We start from the raw sequence: 16,484 nt of genomic DNA, 5'->3' as shown, positions 1-16,484 counted from the left end.
TATTATAAAAGCTGTGAATTAATTAATATAAGGACTGCAAATATGCATATTTCTTCTAAATTGTCGCTGATAATTCCATTAAAATTGTACAAATTATGGCTCCGATGGTTCCAATAGCATATCCAAAAACAGCTAAGAGAACTCCAACGGTTGCTAACGAAGGGTGAAATGCAGAAGCAACAATAGGAGCCGAAGCGGCACCACCTACGTTGGCTTGACTTCCAACAGCCAAAAAGAAATACGGTGCTTTTATAAATTTAGCAACTACTATTAATAGACCAGCGTGAATCGACATCCAAACTACTCCGATAGCAATCAGTCCTAAATTGTCAAAGATTAGCATTAAATCCATTTTCATACCAATTGAGGCAACAAGAATATAAATAAATATACTTCCTAATTTACTCGCACCAGCACCTTCATAGTTTTTGGCTTTTGTAAACGATAATACAATGGCGATAATAGTAGAGATACTGATCAACCAAAAGAAATTAGAACCTAAAAAAGATAAAATATTCCTCCAAGTTTGTGATTCAATACTCGATGTTAAAGAAGAAAAAAGACTACTGAGATATGTTGAAATAAAATGGCCGAAACCAACAGTTCCGAAAGCAATGGCTAACATAATCATAAAATCACTCAATGTAGGAGTTCTTTTTACTCGCTGTGCAAAAGTTGATACTTTTTCTTTTAAATCTTCAATAGCACTAGTATCTGCCCCAAGCCATTTATTGATACGGTCTTTTTTCCCAATACCTATTAATAAAATAGCCATCCATATATTGGCAACTACGATATCAACAAAAACCATTCCTCCATATTTGGCAGGATTATATTTATAAATTTCTAGCATAGCAGTTTGGTTGGCGCCACCACCAATCCAACTTCCAGCTAAGGTTGACAACCCTCTCCAAACAGCATCAAAATCTGAACCACCAACCGTTTCAGGTGAAAAAATAGATATTAACAAAATGGCGATTGGCCCTCCTATTATAATTCCAACGGTTCCTGTAAAGAACATAATTAATGCTTTAGAGCCTAAATTAAAAATTGCTTTTAGGTCAATGCTTAAGGTCATTAAAACTAGTGCGGCGGGTAATAGAAATCTACTTGCTACGTAGTAAACCTGAGACTTGTTTTTGATAACTTCTCCAGTTGCATCAATGGTTTCCCATTCAGGGGAGATGATTCCTAAGGTTGTGAAAATGGCAGGTACAAAATACGCCATGAACAAACCTGGAACAATTTTATAAAACTTGTGCCAAAATCCTGATTTTTGTGATTCTGTATAGAATACAAATCCTAAAGAGATCATTAAAATCCCAAAAACGATAGCATCGTTTGTAAAAAGAGGTGCTTTCATAAATGATTGTTAGTTTTGGCTAAGGTATATAAAAAAACTTATTTCTTTTTTTGATGGTTCGTGGTAATAACGATTCCTAGTTGTAATCTATCGAAGTTAGAATCATTAAGCATGATATTCATATAACCCGCTTTTAGTTTTATCATATTAGATAATTTGTAGGTAAATCCACCACCCAACCAATTTTGAGCATATGCTTCTCCTTGAAAGTTGATAAACAGTTCGTCAAACAAGTAGACAGACCATTCATTACTAAGTGGATAACTAAGCCCTAATTGATAGCGAATCCAATGTTGGGTATCATGTTCAAAAAACCGATGTTCTAACCTAAATCTATGGTCTAACTTTAATTTTGAAAGTGTATGCTTTATGTTAAAATCTTCATACAATCTATGTTCATTGCTCGTTCCTCCATCGAGGTTATAGGTTGCATCAGTATTTAAATAAGCATACCCAGCCGTTACACTCAGGTTTTTATTGATCTGGTAATTGGCGCCGAAACGTAATAGTAATTGTTGTAAATCACGAGTCGTTTCAAACATTCTAAAATGCGCTAATGATTTTATTTTCCACGTATCAGAAAGTTGATGGCTCCCTCCGTACATGTACCAAGCTCCCAGTTTGTCTTCACCATTTTGCTGTGCGGCAACATTTAGACTAAAAAAGATAACTAGAATTACTAAAGTTTTTTTAATAAATTTTAAATATGTCAAGATCTTCATGGTAATTATTTTGAAGCAAAAATAAAAATCCCTTGAAAAAAAACAAGGGATTTTATACCATTGATGGTTTTTTAAGTTTAGTTCTCTTCGATATTTTCGTTTTTCAAGTACTTATCAAGAAATGAAACGATTTTACTATTGGCTTCAATCTGATTTTCTTTTTTGACAAATCCATGACCTTCATCATCAAATAAAACATATTCTACTGGGACTCCATTTTTTTTGACACCAGCAACTATCTCATCAGATTCTACCTGCAAAACTCTTGGGTCTTTTGCTCCTTGCAACACCATTAAAGGCTTTGTAACCTTATCAGTATGAAACAACGGAGAAATCCTTTTCAAACGAATAGAGTCTGCCGAATTGGGGTCACCTAATTCTTTATATAGAGCTTCTCTATAAGATTCCCACCAAGAAGGGATGCTTTTTAAAGTTCTTATCCAGTTGGTAACGCCATAAATATTAACACCAACGGCAAATTCCTCAGGGGTGTAGGTCAATGCAGCCATGGTCATATAACCACCATAAGAACCTCCAATAATTCCAATTTTGCTACCATCAATTTCTGGTTGTTTGGCCAGCCAGTTTTTACCTTCTACACAATCTTGTAAATCTTTCTCACCGTGGTTTTTGTTATCCATAGCATAGAATGTTTTTCCGTAACCACTACTACCTCTATTGTTTACAGCGAGTACGGCATACCCTTGATTCACAAAAAATTGAATTCTTGAACTAAAGTTTTGACGCGATTGCCCGCCAGGACCACCGTGAACCCAAACTAAGGCTGGAACCTTATTGTCTTTCGTGGCTTGGTGCGGTAAATAGTAGATTGCAGGAATGGTAACTCCATCAAAAGAGGGATAACGAATTACTTTTGCATTTACTAAATGATCTGGGTTGATATCTTTGTTTAGAACATCTGTTAGTCGTTTTTGTTTTTTAGTTTGTAAATCATAGACATACAAATTTGAAGGCGTGTTTGATCCACCCGCATATAATCGCATCATTGTTTCGTCTCTAGAAAAACCAACACTAGTAATACTTTTACCATCTAGGTTTGGTAATTCTATATTTTTACCGGTGGCAACGTCTAATATTTCTATTACATTTTTAGCATCTTCATTTACATACGTAATTCTATATTTTCCACTGTTTGTAAAATAACTTCCAGTAATATCCCAGTTTTTTTGTAATACTTTTTCGGTTTTTTGAGAGGCGATGTTATACTTCATTAAAGTAGAAAATTCTCCTGAGGCATCCGTTGTGTAATAAAAATCTTCATCATTTGTAGAGAAATCTGCAGCAGAATTACCACTTAATACCGTATTAATTTTCGTTATTTTATTGGTGGTTCTGTTGAATAAGAATAAATCTCTGTCATTGGTGTTTACAGTTTTACTTAGGGCCAATATGTTTTTATTGTTTGAGATTGCGGCTACATTGTATCCTTCTTTGTTTTCATAAATCATTTTAGGAGTAAGAGTACTTAAGTCCATTTCATAAACATCCATAAAACTCTTATCTCTTTTGTTAGAAGCAAAGAAAAAACTTTTCTCATCTTTTGCCCAACCATAAAATGAAGCTCTGGCACCTTTCTCAGGGGTTAATTCTTTTGTGCTTCCATCTAAATTACGCATATAAATATGAAAGATTTCATCACCATTATTATCCATTCTAAACAGCATTCTGTTGTCTTTTGGAAAATATGAAATGGCAAAAACAGAAGCGCTATCCGATGCTGTAACTGGAGCAACAGTTCCATCGGAAGTAGCAATTGTATACATATTAAAAATCCCAGATCGGTTACTTGTTACTAATAGTTTCGATTTGTCTGGAGAAAAACTTCCGCCAAAAACACTCTCGTTATCCATCATTTGTTTGATAGAGTATTGCTTTAGTGTTTTAGCAATATTTTCAGCGTCTTTTTTGTCTGTTTTACAAGCAAAAATGGAGATCGCTATTGCCAGAATTAATGTTGTTTTTTTCATAAAAGAGTTATTTTAGTTTATAGTAAATGTAGAAATTTTTTTAAAAGGTGATATTTTTATCTGTTCTACAGTAGTCTTATATTCTTTCCAGTCTTTATGAAAGAAAGTGTTTGTTTTTTGTAAAGCATCTTCTAAGGAGTTTTTAAACTGTAGAATTAGTTGTTTTTCAGTATCCGTTTGCGATCCGAACCTACTTTTAACATACCAACTAGCAGTTCGTAAACGTTGCATTACGGTAATTTCAGGGTTACGTGTAATTCCTTGACGGGTATCCTTTTTTCCTAAATAGGTAGTTATTAGGGTGTCTATTTTTTTGTCGATTTCAGATGAAAGTTTTAATTGTTCTTTGTACTTTTTTTTGTCTTCTTTAGAAAGCTGTGTTTTAAATTTGGCAACAATATTTTTACTTTCTACTAACTGCTTTACAACATCTGCCATTGTTTTTTGGTACCCTTCTAATTCTTTACTAACCTTGTGTTTTTGTGTAATAGCAGTACTAGATAGTTGCAATCGAGGATCAAACATAACCTTTATGTTTTGTTCGGAAGTTTGATCTCCAAATGTCATTTTTAAACGGTAAGTTCCTGGTTGAACCCGAACACCAGAAGGCTCTGATTTTAGAGTTCTAATTTTTCTCGATGGGTAAGGGGCTCCTTTTTCGTCTAAGTACCAAGTAATCTTATGAATACCATTTTCTTTTGGACTTTTTCTTTTTAATGTTCGTATTAGTTGGTTCCCCTTAAAGATTTCTAGTTTTATAGAGTCGTATTTAATGACCGTGTTTTTGTCTTCCGAGTTTTTGGTGTTTTCTTTCGTGTCTTGTGTATTGTTTTGTTGAGGTTTATTGAGGTAATAAGACAGAATAGCTCCTTTTCCACGGTTTTTACCGTTAAACAAAGCGTCACCGCCAAAACGACTTCCTGAAGGCTGTTGATATACTGCTTGATAAGCTGTTGGAGGTTTAAATACCACTAAATGATCTTTTAAGATTTCTGTGTTTGTAGCGATTTCTCGAAGAGGTCGGATATCATCTAAAACCCACGCGGCTCTACCGAAAGTACCAATAACCAAATCATGTTCCCTCGGATGAATGATTAAATCTTTTACAGGAACCGTTGGAAATCCATGGATCCATTTTGTCCATTTTTCTCCTGCATTTATTGAAACATACAAACCGTCATCTGTTCCTAAAAATAGCAGATTTGGGTTTATGGGATCTTCAATTATACATAGGGTATAACTCTTTACGTCTTCTTGGTCAACTATTCGTTCCCAAGATTCTCCATAGTTTTTCGTACGATATGCATACGGTGTATAATTAAATCTACGGTAGTCATTTGCCACTAGTAGCGCCTCTCCCTTATTCTTATTAGAAGCTTTTATTTGCGTAATCCAACTATTTGCAGGTAGGTCTTTGATGTTTTTTGACACATTTACCCAGTTATCACCTCCATCTTTAGTCAATTGAACTTGACCATCATCAGTGGCAACCCATAACATATTTTTTTCAAGTGGTGAGGGTTCAATAACCAAAATGGTACAATGGTTTTCTGCTCCTGTTGCATCTATTGTTAAACCGCCACTTTCAGATTGCTTTAACTTGCTTTTGTCGTTGGTGGTTAAGTCAGGGGATATGATTTTCCAAGTAAGTCCTTTATCGATTGATTGATGAACAAACTGACTTCCAAAATAGAGGGTAGCATTGTCAAATGGATCGATATTAATGGCTGCGTTCCAGTTGAATCGAAGTTTAGTATTAGGGTCTGGATGTGTAGGCCTTACCGTATAGTTATTTCCAGTTAAATAATCGTATCTCGACACATAACCTTGCTGACTCATGGTCCATCCATAACGGGCATTATCTCGATCAGGGATTACATCAAAACCATCGCCAAAGCTTATTTCTTGCCAATAGGAATTACGAATTCCTTGTGCTTTCCATACGTAAGCCGGCCCTCTCCAAGAGCCATTGTCTTGCATTCCGCCATAAACATTGTAAGGGAATTCGTTATCTACATTTATATGATAAAATTGAGCCACTGGAAGATTTCCTATAAAACGCCAAGATTTACCCCTGTCATGAGAAATATTCAAACCACCATCATTACCATCAATCATAAAAGACCCATCTTTAGGATGAATCCACCAAGCGTGATGATCTGGATGTACACCATTTGAAACGCCATAAGCGGGCATTAGTTGAGAAAAACTTTTTCCTCCATCTTCAGAAACATTTATATAGGTAAAAACAGTATATAATCTATTTTCATTTTGTGGGTCTACGTAGATCTCTGAATAATAAAAAGGACGATTCCCTATGCCTTTTTTATCATTTATTTTTTTCCATTTAAAACCACCATCTTCACTTTTATAAAGCGCATTTTTTTTTGCTTCAACTAGCGCATACACAATAGTTGGATTGGAACGGGAGATGGCAATACCAATTCTTCCTAGTTCACCTTTAGGAAACCCTTCTTTATCCGTTATTTTTTTCCAATTTTCACCACCGTCATGTGTAATGTAAAGTCCGCTGCCGGTACCTCCTGATTTAAAGAACCAAGGGTCGCGTTTGTGTTCCCACATGGCGACCATCAATTTGTTTGGATTTGAAGGGTCCATTACTAAATCTGCCGCACCTGTTTTTATATTGTTAAATAAGAGTTGTTTCCAGGTCTTACCCCCATCAACAGTTTTATATACTCCTCGTTCTTTATGTGTTCCCCAAGGCGATCCTATCGCTGCAACATACACAATATCAGGGTTGGTAGGATCAACAATAATTCGATGGATATGGCGTGTTTTTTCTAGCCCCATCGATTTCCAAGTTTTACCTGCGTCTAATGACTTGAAAATTCCGTATCCTCCATTTAAACTATTTCTAGGGTTACCTTCACCTGTGCCTACCCAAATCACACTAGGGTTTGATTGTTGTATTGTTAACGCTCCAATGGAAGCAGTAATTTCTTTTTCAAAAATAGGGCTCCATTTGATACCTCCAGAGGTAGATTTCCATACACCACCAGAGGCTGTGCCAACATACATGATGTCAGTGTTTTTGTGCACTACATCAATCGCAGTAACGCGACCACTCATTCCTCCGGGTCCTATGTTTCTTGGAGTCATGTTCTTGACAAGATCCATAGAAAATTCTTGAGCGTAAATTAATGTGCTTAATAATAGTAGCGTAGCTGAGAATATTTTATTCATTAAAGGAGTTTAATAGGTTAATTGAAAAGTAAAAGTATCAATTAAAATTCTTAAAAAAATGTTAAGAAATAGAGGTAAAAGTGTTTTTACCGCAGATTATTGATTGGAAATCAAAATATAGGAGTCTTGTTATGTATTCAAATAAATTGTTTGATCAGGAATACACATTATTTGGAAATGGGGATCAATCAAATAGAATAGCTTTTCTATTATTCGTATTCTAGCTAAGCCCAACACAGGTTACACCATAAACGAAACGACATGAAGAGTAAATCAATATTAAAAATAATAATATGATTATAAATGCTATTCTTCTCTCTTTTTAGGTTCTCTTTTGGCTTCCTTGAGTGTTTGCATGAGCATCCATTCAATTTGTCCGTTTGTCGAACGAAATTCGTCTGCCGCCCATTTTTCAATTGCTTTGAGCATGTCTTCATTTATGCGTAATGCAAAAGCTTTCTTTTTAGCCATGATTATTGTTTACTAAATATAGCGATACTACTTATTAATTGTTTTGATATAGAAAAGTTTGAAGAATAATACGAGGACATATTATCTTCATCTTTTTCTATATGTTTCAAAACATGATTCATGTTGTTTATTAGTACAAGTTTTGAATTTGAACAGGCCGCATGTAAAGCCTTGGCATCTTCTAATTTTACTTGTATATCTTTCGTTCCACTAATAATGAGTATTGGAATTGATAATTTTTGTATCTCTTCCAATGGGGTGTATTTCATCCAAGAAACTAAAAAACGCAGATTTTGCTTGGCAAAAACACTCATTAGCATTGGGTTTACTTCTTTAATGGCTCCTGTTTCTTTTAGCTCATTGATATGTTTTTCAGCAATAGGAGCTAAAAAAGGAGCATTCTTTTTTATTTGAGAAATTAATGTTTTATCGATAGAAGAAGAGGGGCCTTCTATAGAAATATATTTATCAATATTTTTAGAAGCGAGCATTCCGGTCAGGGCCCCTTGACTATGACCAACTAGAATGATTTTCGGAAAATCATAATTGTTTTTGAAATAGTCAACTACTTTATGTACATCTTGTACTAGGTCATCAAATTGAATGTTTTTTAAAAGGCTGATATTTTTTGCATTAGCTGTTCTTTTATCATAACTAAAAAAAGCAATATCATGCATATTGATTTCCTCCCTGAACTGTTGTATATAATTTGATTTTATAATATTTCCTTGATAGCCATTTCTATCGATGTTTCCCGATCCATGAACCCAAATAATTAAAGGCGTATCTTTTGTCGTATAGCTTAAAGTACCGGGAAGCTTTATAGAATCATTGACAATACTAATTTCTTCTGATGTAACTTGAGCAAAAGAGAATATACTGGTTGTTAAGTAGAGTACTACGTATAAAATAAGTCGAATCATACTGGCTATATTTTGTGTTTGTAAGTATTTAAAACTGACTTAATCTCATTTTCTTTTTGTGTTCCTATGAGTATCTTTTTTCCATTTTTAAGCTCTAGCTGGATACCGATATTCCCTTTAACGTTAATAGCCGTTCCTCTTGCTTTATTCCATAAACGACCTCCTTTTAAGCCCCAGCCACCGTATTCTGTTATAGCATCGTATTTTCTTACGTAAGCTACCTTTAATTCCTTCCAGTTTATCTTTTTCAAGTGCAAATGGAAAGGGAAAAATTGATAATGAATACCGGTTTCATCAATACGTGTTTTTAATTTGAAGAAGCCTATAAATCCCGTAGCAAACAATATCGTGACCAAGACTAATATAAGGTCTTGTAAGTTCATTTCTTTATGAATGTATGCGTTGACTACAACTACCATAGAAATGGTGCTACTTATGGTAAGTAGCACGAGAAGCCATGTTTGCGTAAATCGTTGTTCTTCTTTAAAAACTTTCATATTAACGATTTTTGTCTCTTTCTAATATAATTCTCACAGAATTTTCGGCAATGTGTTTAAAAACCCATCCTTCTCTTGCATATTGGTTTAAGGTGTCTTCTAATTTTTGATTATTCCCAGAAAACCCCATCTTCCAATTAATTACTTTGTATTCTTTCATTTATGTTGTTTTTTAATGGTTTAAAGTACCTGTGTTCAAAACGGGTGAAGCCTCTTTATCGCCACATAAAATAACCATTAGGTTACTTACCATGGCAGCTTTTCGTTCTTCATCTAGTTCAATAATATTCTTTTTACTGAGTTCTTCTAAAGCCATTTCAACCATACTCACCGCCCCCTCAACAATTTTGTGTCGCGCCGCAACAATTGCTGTTGCTTGCTGACGTTTAAGCATTGCACTTGCAATTTCTTGAGCGTAGGCTAAGTACCCAATTCTAGCTTCTAAAACTTCAATACCTGCTATAGATAGTCGTTCGTCTATCTCTTTTTCTAAGGCATCACTAACTTCATTAACGCTAGACCTGAGTGTAATTTCTTCTTCATGACCTTCATCAGCGAAATTATCGTACGGGTACATACTCGCTAATTTTCTAACAGCAGCATCTGTTTGTACTCGAACAAAATTCTCATAATTATCAACATCAAAAGCAGCTTTATAGGTTTCTGTAACTCGCCAAACTAAAATTGTGCTGATCATAATAGGGTTTCCAAGTTTGTCATTTACTTTTAAACGTTCACTATCAAAATTACTAGCTCGCAAAGAAATTGTTTTTTTCTTGTACAAAGGATTCGCCCAGTACAACCCATTTTGCTTTATCGTTCCTACGTATTTTCCGAAGAGCAAAATAACTTTAGATGAGTTGGGGTTTACAAGAATAAAACCAAACATTAGGATAAAACTGGTTAGTGTAGCTAATAAATACACTGGAGATTCGTTTTTAATAGCCATAACAATTCCACCAATGAATAGAATTAGTACAACAAAAAATAATAAATATCCATTTGCGGGTTTAATGATTTTTTCGGCTTTCATATTTTGTTTTGTTTTAATTTGATATCATTTTGATATCGTAAAGATATGAAATAAATTTTAACAAAAGCAAATCGTTTTGTATACTATTTTTTAAATTAGCGGAAAAACAATTTATAATGACGTTACGTTTTAGGATATTAATATTTGCTTTTTTAATGTCTCTTGCAGGATTCTCCAATGATGATGTATGGGGGCCAACTGGGCACAGAGCTACTGGTGAAATTGCGGAGAAACATCTAACTAATAAAGCAAAGAGAAAAATAGACAAGCTACTTCAAGGAGAAAGTTTGGCATTTGTTTCTACTTATGCAGATGAGATAAAGTCTGATAGTAAGTATCGTGAGTTTTACCCTTGGCATTATGTAAATATGCCCATAGATGGGAAATATGAAACGTCACAAAAAAATTCAAAAGGAGATTTAGTTACTGGGGTAAATTATTGCGTCAAAGTATTAAAGGATAAAAATAGTCTTTTGGAAGATAAACGTTTTTATTTGAAGATGTTAGTGCATTTAATCGGTGATTTGCACCAACCTATGCATATTGGAAAGAAGAAAGATAAAGGAGGTAATACCATTCAGGTACAATGGCACGGAAGAGGTTCTAATTTACATAGGGTTTGGGATGAAGATTTAATAAATAAATGGGATATGAGTTATGTTGAGTTGGCTGATAATGCTAAAAATTTATCTAATGAGCAAATTAAGCGTATTCAAAAAGGCAGTGTAATTGATTGGCTGCACGATACGCATTCATTGACAAAGAAAGTATATGCTTCGGCAAAGGAAGGAGAGAATTTACGTTACAGATACTCTTATGTTTATTTTCCTATTGTTAGAGAGCAGTTACAAAAGGGAGGTTTACGACTGGCAAAATTAATAAATGATATTTTTTGCTAATAGGGTCCGTTTTGTTTTAATGAATGTATTAAAAATGGCATCTTTTTTGTATGCTTTTTTCGACATTGATTAAAGGTGGAATAAAATTATAAATACAGAATTATAAATAGAGATGTTAAGATTTAATTTTTTATTGTTGCTGATTATACTTTGTTTTTCGTGTAAGAAAAACGAAAAAGAGAATAGTCAAAATCATGAGGAACAAATTCATGTTTCAACAGTGAATTATGAACAGTTGAAACCATTATTACATAAAAAGGACGCTAAAACTTATGTCATAAATTTTTGGGCAACTTGGTGTGTTCCTTGTGTAAAAGAACTGCCCGCATTTGAAAAGTTATACAGTGAATATAAAGACGAAAATGTAGAGGTGATCTTGGTGAGTTTAGATTTTCCTAGGCAGTTAGAAAGTAGTCTTATCCCTTTTATTAGAAAACATAAATTACAGTCTGAAATTATTCTATTTGACGATACCAATGAGCAATTTTGGATTAAAGATATTTCGGAAAAATGGACAGGTTCTATTCCTGCAACGTTGATTTATAATGCTAAAAGCAGAAAGTTTTATGAACAATCGTTCCATTATAAAGACTTACAAAATGAATTACAAACCTTTTTAAACTAATACAATTATGAAAATTTTAAAAACTTTTTTAATAGTGATTGCTGCCGCTGTTGTTTCAGCTTTTACAATGACCGAACCTACAGGATATGAAGTAGGTGATGTTGCTGTTGATTTTAAATTGAAAAACATTGATAACACTATCGTTTCTTTGTCTGATTTTGAAGATGCGAAAGGTTTTATTGTAGTTTTTACTTGCAATATGTGTCCGTATTCAGTGGCAAATGAAGATCGAATTATTGCACTCGATAAAAAATATAAAGAAAAAGGATATCCAGTGATAGCAATAAACCCAAATGATCCAGAGGTCTCGACAGGTGATAATTTTGAAGCGATGAAAATAAGAGCCAAAGAAAAAGGCTTTACTTTTCCGTACTTATTTGATGAAGAACAGAAAGTGTATCCAGTATACGGAGCAACTAAAACACCTCATGTATATGTTTTGAATAAAAACAAAGGGAAATTGATCGTTGAATATATTGGAGCTATTGATGACAGTTCTCGTAATGAGAACAATGTAAAGGAACGTTTTGTTGAAGATGCCGTAAATGCTTTATTAAAGGGAGAAAAACCTAAAAAAACATATACACGAGCAATAGGGTGTTCAATTAAAGTTAAATAGAACAGATAAAATAGTACAGTTAAATAATGGTTTAAACTATGTGTCTACCAGTACTTAGTTGGGTCCCATCATACTTATGCTTAAGTGATAAGGTATTGAAGAGATTGTTTATGCTATTAATGGAAGTCTAATTAGCACCGTATGTCAGAATATAAAGAGTAAAAACCCTTATATAGGTTTGCTTTGTTCTATAGCGTTCCTTATCCAATCATTAGGAATTACATCAATTGTTAGATTAACACGTTCGGTTTGACCATTATTAATTATTTTATGTGGATCATTAAGTTTTAAATACCAACACTCTCCCGGTTGCATAGGTACGGGTGCGTTGTTTAAAAAGAATGTAACATCGCTATTATCAATAATAGGTATGGTTAATCGTATCATAGATTTATGAACCTCAAGAGCAAGGGTGGGGTCAGTGTGTTCTTTTACAGTTGCTCCTGGTGCCAAACGAAGTATTCTTACGAGATTAACGGTAGTATGTTCTTTAAAGAAATTCATTATGCTATTCAAATAAGGAGAGTCTTTTAGTTTTTGGGTGTCTAACCAATCTGTCCACGACCCGTCAGCATAGTCGTCGGCAGGAGGAGGGAAAGGGATACTGTTATCTACCATATGAGCAGGTGCCCTCAAGGGAATGGCGTCATAGTATTCATAGGTTGTTAAGTGTTTGTTTTTTAAAATTTCGAATTCCTTGATCATTTTAGTAGTATCAAAACGAAAAGGGAGTAAAACTCGATCGATATGACTTTTCTGTATGCTTTCCATGGTTTTGCTGAAATTTATTCGATTAGTTTTAAATGGTTAGTCGTTCGCTAATTTAATTAAAAAAATAAAATTGCTTTGAAATAGAGTCAGTATCATACATTTTAGATAGACGGAAATGTTATATAAGTTTGTACAATATAGGCTGTGCACCTACATTATTGGCGTAAAAATTATCTAAAACGTATCGTTTAAAAGATTTTTTTAAAAGTAGATCCGGTATGATATCCCATAGACTATTCCATCTACAGTGGTTAATAATAGTGTATTTGGATTCGCTTGTGGGGGCTAATAAGGTTGAGTTGTTTAATTGTGTTTCTTTTTCAAACCAACCTGCAGTATATTCCCATACAAGTAGGTTTTGAAGCGTGCTTTTTCCGTAGAAATAATTGAATAAAAACACACCTTGTTTCTCATGATTAACAGACGCGATTCTTCTTGCGTTTTTGGCTGATATGATATGCGTAAATGAAGCCGTATCCTCTATTTTTTTGATAAGATTAATAAAAATAGTGTTTGTTTGTAGTTGATTTAATGATTCAAGACTATCAACCTCAATTAATATAGCGAAATCAAACTTAGCTATATGTGTTTTTGAACTGTTTTCGCGGATATATTGACCTCTTCCTGGGGGTATAATGGTTGCTTTAAACGTTGAACAGTCGATAATTCCTTTTGCTTGTGTGAGTTTTATTGTTTGTTGTTTACAAAAGGTTATAAGCGCTTTTTTACGAGAAGATGTACGGATAAAAAAAGGAATATTAGTTTTATCTACTTCTGCAGCAATATGGATATAATAGGTATTGGATGCTGCTACCTGAGTAACTTTAGGGTAGTTTAAATGACTATTTACAATGTGCAGTATTTCTGAATTGTTCATGATAAAAAAATTAGATGAAACAAATTTCTGTATTAAGAGTCATTAATTTTTTTACAAATGTTAAAAAGTATTATTTTGCTCTAATTCGACTCAAAGAAACTTGCGCAATGCCTAAATAATTTGATAAATTTCCAAGACTAATTCGTTGCAACAATTGCGGGAATTTTTTCGTGAAATTTTCATATCTGTTCTTTGCATCTTCCTCTAACATTTCACTAATTCTTTCCATCATGTTTAAATTAGCCATTGTGGCAAATTTTCTGTAAAAAGTTTCTATGTCATGATGTTTTGCACAAAGTTTTTCAAAGTCACTTATTTTGACCCGAATTAACGAGGTGTTTTCAATAGCTACTAATTTATATTTTGAAGATTTTTGAGGGATATAGCTTTCAAAGTTGGTAAACAATATGTTTTCAGGAAAGAAACGCATGATAAACTCTTTATCATCTGATGTAAAACACATTTTAACCAAACCTTCGTTTATAAAGTAGAAGTATTTCCCATAATTATTTGCTTTTAGGATAACTTCCCCCTTGATGAATTTTTTTGTTTCGAAAGCACAATCTTTTAAAGCCAGAACAGAAGGCTCACCTAACGAAATGAATTGTTGGCAGAAATTGATAATGGCATCCATTTTTATCGGCTTAAAAAATCTTGATAAGCCTCTTGAGAAACAGCTTTCCCTAAAGAATCTAATCTTTTATAATTGCCCATTTGTAGTACGGGTTTATTGCTTACATTATCATAAATAAAACTCCCGTTTTTACTTAATGTGCCAAAACCATTGTTAAAAATATAATGGGTATATTGATTAGTAGAATTGTTGAAAAGGTGTTTACCAAATGTAAATTTCTCTGAATTTCCTTTTAACAAATGAGTTAAAGTATATGGAAAATCTACTTGTGAAGTGAAATTGTCAACTATAGTACCCGGGTTGCTAATAGCGCCTCCTAACCAGATCATTGGAATCTGAAATTTTTTCGGAGAATTAAAATAACCTTTGTGTTTTGGTAATGGATGTCCGTGATCAGACATTATAACGATTAGGGTGTTGTTCCACCAAGATTGTTTCTTTGCCTCTGCTATAAATTCCCCTATTGCTTTGTCGGTATACGCCTGCGAACTATTATAAAGGTCATCTTCAGATTTTTTTCCAAACTTATATGGTCCTGGAAATTCGTAAGGTTCGTGACTGGTAAGAGTTAGTGCAATTTTAAAAAAGGGTTTTTTAAGCATTGGTTTTGATAGATCTTGCATAAAGCGGTTTAAAAAGATATGATCATAGACTCCCCATTTTGAATTCCACTTGTCTTCCTCAAAAACACTTCCGTCCAGTATAAAATCAATCTCACCATTTCGTAAATAGGTATTCATATTGCCAAAACTAATGTCACCTCCGTAATAAAATGAGGTATGGTAGCCCATGTTTTTCATCTCTTTTGTAAGCATAGGTAATGACCTTGTTTTATTAGGCGATTTAATAATACTTCGGGTTGGTTGTGGGTAATACCCGCTCAAAATGGCGGCTAATGCTTTATCCGTTCTGTCTCCATTACCATAAAAATTAGTAAATAAAACACCTTCGGAAGCTAATCTATTTAGGTTTTCTGTGACGTCAGGTAGCCCTCCTAAAACACCAACAGACTTGGCAGACAGGCTTTCCCAGATAATTAAAATTACATTAGGTTTCGATGTGTTTAGAATTGAGTCACGTCCAGTTAGTAAGGGTGTTTTTCTTTTGGAAATAATCTTTTTTGCAACATTGGTGTTGAAATGTTGGTAAGGGTTTGAATCTTCTGCTTTTGACGCTAAGGAGTTACCGAAATTCCACATAAAATTTACAGCAGCATGGTTTGCAAACATTTGGTTCGAAAAATATGCATTGCTTTGGTTAATAGGAATCCCTTGGGTACCACCTCGTATAGGAAGGATGAGTGCTCCAAAAAAAAGGAAGAAAATAGGCGCTTCTACTAAGCTACCTTTGTCTAAGTTTTTAAATGATTTGTCTATTCTTTTAGAAAATAAGTATAGTGTTGCGCTAGAAAGAACAATCCAAATAATGATACCAAAGATTAATACCTCTTGAGGTACTGAAGCAAGCATTATTTTTGGAGTGTCGATATAATTGAGTAATGACGAGTCAATCCGAATACCCCATGATTTATACAAAACTACATCAATTAACATCAATAAATTGATGATTAAGAGAATGGAAAAAGTGTAACTCTTTAAAGAAAAGCGTATTATTTTTTTGGGAATCCAGATTGAAAGTAAAATAAGTAGAAAAGGGAAAAGAGACAAGTAACCAGTCATGGAAGTGTCTAATTTTATCCCATAAAAGAAGGTTTTTACAATGGTTGAAAAATCAAGAATGGATGTTTTTTTATAATAAAACCCTAAGAAAACAACTCTAGTAAAGCCAAAATATACTAGCCATAGTATAAAGTAATGTAATCCAAGTAAAATTCTGTTTTTGATTGAGTTCATAT

16 protein-coding genes are annotated in these 16,484 nt (G+C 33.7%); 3 read left to right on the top strand and 13 right to left on the bottom strand.

Going from position 1 to position 16,484, the window contains the following annotated elements:
- Positions 1 to 55: 55 nt before the first annotated feature.
- The 9 genes from AC2TDS_RS08020 to AC2TDS_RS07980 form a co-directional block, all read right to left on the bottom strand.
- A complete protein-coding gene (locus tag AC2TDS_RS08020) occupies positions 56 to 1,363 on the bottom strand; it encodes a DUF819 family protein (RefSeq protein WP_484738578.1) in 1,308 nt (435 codons plus the stop codon).
- A gap of 38 nt (positions 1,364 to 1,401) precedes the next feature.
- Complete coding sequence (locus AC2TDS_RS08015; protein ID WP_484738577.1) at positions 1,402 to 2,085, bottom strand: DUF2490 domain-containing protein; 684 nt, start codon at positions 2,083 to 2,085, stop codon at positions 1,402 to 1,404.
- Between the two features lie 77 nt (positions 2,086 to 2,162).
- Positions 2,163 to 4,073 carry an alpha/beta hydrolase family protein gene (locus tag AC2TDS_RS08010; protein WP_484738576.1) on the bottom strand — a complete coding sequence of 637 codons (1,911 nt, stop codon included), beginning with the start codon at positions 4,071 to 4,073 and terminating at the stop codon, positions 2,163 to 2,165.
- A gap of 12 nt (positions 4,074 to 4,085) precedes the next feature.
- Entirely contained in the window at positions 4,086 to 7,280 is a 3,195-nt protein-coding gene (locus AC2TDS_RS08005; RefSeq protein WP_484738575.1) for a WD40/YVTN/BNR-like repeat-containing protein, read from the bottom strand.
- A gap of 306 nt (positions 7,281 to 7,586) precedes the next feature.
- Positions 7,587 to 7,751 carry a type II toxin-antitoxin system antitoxin gene (locus AC2TDS_RS08000; protein ID WP_484738574.1) on the bottom strand — a complete coding sequence of 55 codons (165 nt, stop codon included), beginning with the start codon at positions 7,749 to 7,751 and terminating at the stop codon, positions 7,587 to 7,589.
- Positions 7,752 to 7,753: 2 nt separating this feature from the next.
- On the bottom strand, positions 7,754 to 8,674 hold the full coding sequence (locus AC2TDS_RS07995) for an alpha/beta hydrolase family protein (protein ID WP_484738573.1): 921 nt from the start codon (positions 8,672 to 8,674) through the stop codon (positions 7,754 to 7,756).
- A gap of 5 nt (positions 8,675 to 8,679) precedes the next feature.
- The gene (locus AC2TDS_RS07990; protein ID WP_484738572.1) at positions 8,680 to 9,171 is read right to left on the bottom strand and encodes a hypothetical protein; all 492 of its coding nucleotides are present in this window, start codon (positions 9,169 to 9,171) and stop codon (positions 8,680 to 8,682) included.
- Position 9,172: 1 nt separating this feature from the next.
- Complete coding sequence (locus AC2TDS_RS07985) at positions 9,173 to 9,331, bottom strand: DUF4177 domain-containing protein (RefSeq protein ID WP_484738571.1); 159 nt, start codon at positions 9,329 to 9,331, stop codon at positions 9,173 to 9,175.
- A 12-nt stretch (positions 9,332 to 9,343) separates the two neighbouring features.
- On the bottom strand, positions 9,344 to 10,204 hold the full coding sequence (locus AC2TDS_RS07980) for an SPFH domain-containing protein (RefSeq protein ID WP_484738570.1): 861 nt from the start codon (positions 10,202 to 10,204) through the stop codon (positions 9,344 to 9,346).
- A gap of 116 nt (positions 10,205 to 10,320) precedes the next feature.
- Here AC2TDS_RS07980 and AC2TDS_RS07975 point away from each other — a divergent pair, with 116 nt between their 5' ends.
- From AC2TDS_RS07975 to AC2TDS_RS07965, 3 genes are all read left to right on the top strand, one after another.
- The gene (locus AC2TDS_RS07975; protein WP_484738569.1) at positions 10,321 to 11,103 is read left to right on the top strand and encodes a S1/P1 nuclease; all 783 of its coding nucleotides are present in this window, start codon (positions 10,321 to 10,323) and stop codon (positions 11,101 to 11,103) included.
- A 136-nt stretch (positions 11,104 to 11,239) separates the two neighbouring features.
- The gene (locus AC2TDS_RS07970) at positions 11,240 to 11,728 is read left to right on the top strand and encodes a TlpA disulfide reductase family protein (RefSeq protein ID WP_484738568.1); all 489 of its coding nucleotides are present in this window, start codon (positions 11,240 to 11,242) and stop codon (positions 11,726 to 11,728) included.
- Between the two features lie 7 nt (positions 11,729 to 11,735).
- Positions 11,736 to 12,347: a thioredoxin family protein gene (locus AC2TDS_RS07965; protein WP_484738567.1), complete on the top strand. Its 612-nt coding sequence runs from the start codon at positions 11,736 to 11,738 to the stop codon at positions 12,345 to 12,347.
- Between the two features lie 168 nt (positions 12,348 to 12,515).
- Here the strand turns inward: AC2TDS_RS07965 and AC2TDS_RS07960 are convergent, their stop codons facing one another.
- The 4 genes from AC2TDS_RS07960 to AC2TDS_RS07945 all read right to left on the bottom strand — a co-directional run bounded on the left by AC2TDS_RS07960 (position 12,516) and on the right by AC2TDS_RS07945 (position 16,482).
- Positions 12,516 to 13,118: an aspartyl/asparaginyl beta-hydroxylase domain-containing protein gene (locus AC2TDS_RS07960; protein ID WP_484738566.1), complete on the bottom strand. Its 603-nt coding sequence runs from the start codon at positions 13,116 to 13,118 to the stop codon at positions 12,516 to 12,518.
- Between the two features lie 118 nt (positions 13,119 to 13,236).
- Complete coding sequence (locus AC2TDS_RS07955) at positions 13,237 to 13,995, bottom strand: hypothetical protein (protein WP_484738565.1); 759 nt, start codon at positions 13,993 to 13,995, stop codon at positions 13,237 to 13,239.
- 70 nt (positions 13,996 to 14,065) lie between these two features.
- Positions 14,066 to 14,629 carry a Crp/Fnr family transcriptional regulator gene (locus tag AC2TDS_RS07950; protein WP_484738564.1) on the bottom strand — a complete coding sequence of 188 codons (564 nt, stop codon included), beginning with the start codon at positions 14,627 to 14,629 and terminating at the stop codon, positions 14,066 to 14,068.
- A gap of 2 nt (positions 14,630 to 14,631) precedes the next feature.
- The gene (locus tag AC2TDS_RS07945; protein ID WP_484738563.1) at positions 14,632 to 16,482 is read right to left on the bottom strand and encodes an LTA synthase family protein; all 1,851 of its coding nucleotides are present in this window, start codon (positions 16,480 to 16,482) and stop codon (positions 14,632 to 14,634) included.
- Positions 16,483 to 16,484: the final 2 nt, after the last annotated feature.

Source organism: Tenacibaculum profundicola, from assembly GCF_057220795.1.
This window is presented reverse-complemented; position numbering and strand designations above follow the sequence as displayed.

Excerpts from the sequence above, each read along its gene's own strand:
- AC2TDS_RS07950 (WP_484738564.1), bottom strand. The coding sequence starts at position 14,629 with ATGGATGCCATTATCAATTTCTGCCAACAATTCATTTCGTTAGGTGAG.
- AC2TDS_RS07980 (WP_484738570.1), bottom strand. The coding sequence starts at position 10,204 with ATGAAAGCCGAAAAAATCATTAAACCCGCAAATGGATATTTATTATTT.
- AC2TDS_RS08010 (WP_484738576.1), bottom strand. The coding sequence starts at position 4,073 with ATGAAAAAAACAACATTAATTCTGGCAATAGCGATCTCCATTTTTGCT.
- AC2TDS_RS08000 (WP_484738574.1), bottom strand. The coding sequence starts at position 7,751 with ATGGCTAAAAAGAAAGCTTTTGCATTACGCATAAATGAAGACATGCTC.
- AC2TDS_RS07960 (WP_484738566.1), bottom strand. The coding sequence starts at position 13,118 with ATGGAAAGCATACAGAAAAGTCATATCGATCGAGTTTTACTCCCTTTT.
- AC2TDS_RS07990 (WP_484738572.1), bottom strand. The coding sequence starts at position 9,171 with ATGAAAGTTTTTAAAGAAGAACAACGATTTACGCAAACATGGCTTCTC.
- AC2TDS_RS07975 (WP_484738569.1), top strand. The coding sequence starts at position 10,321 with ATGACGTTACGTTTTAGGATATTAATATTTGCTTTTTTAATGTCTCTT.
- AC2TDS_RS08020 (WP_484738578.1), bottom strand. The coding sequence starts at position 1,363 with ATGAAAGCACCTCTTTTTACAAACGATGCTATCGTTTTTGGGATTTTA.
- AC2TDS_RS07945 (WP_484738563.1), bottom strand. The coding sequence starts at position 16,482 with ATGAACTCAATCAAAAACAGAATTTTACTTGGATTACATTACTTTATA.
- AC2TDS_RS07995 (WP_484738573.1), bottom strand. The coding sequence starts at position 8,674 with ATGATTCGACTTATTTTATACGTAGTACTCTACTTAACAACCAGTATA.
- AC2TDS_RS07965 (WP_484738567.1), top strand. The coding sequence starts at position 11,736 with ATGAAAATTTTAAAAACTTTTTTAATAGTGATTGCTGCCGCTGTTGTT.
- AC2TDS_RS08015 (WP_484738577.1), bottom strand. The coding sequence starts at position 2,085 with ATGAAGATCTTGACATATTTAAAATTTATTAAAAAAACTTTAGTAATT.
- AC2TDS_RS08005 (WP_484738575.1), bottom strand. The coding sequence starts at position 7,280 with ATGAATAAAATATTCTCAGCTACGCTACTATTATTAAGCACATTAATT.
- AC2TDS_RS07985 (WP_484738571.1), bottom strand. The coding sequence starts at position 9,331 with ATGAAAGAATACAAAGTAATTAATTGGAAGATGGGGTTTTCTGGGAAT.
- AC2TDS_RS07955 (WP_484738565.1), bottom strand. The coding sequence starts at position 13,995 with ATGAACAATTCAGAAATACTGCACATTGTAAATAGTCATTTAAACTAC.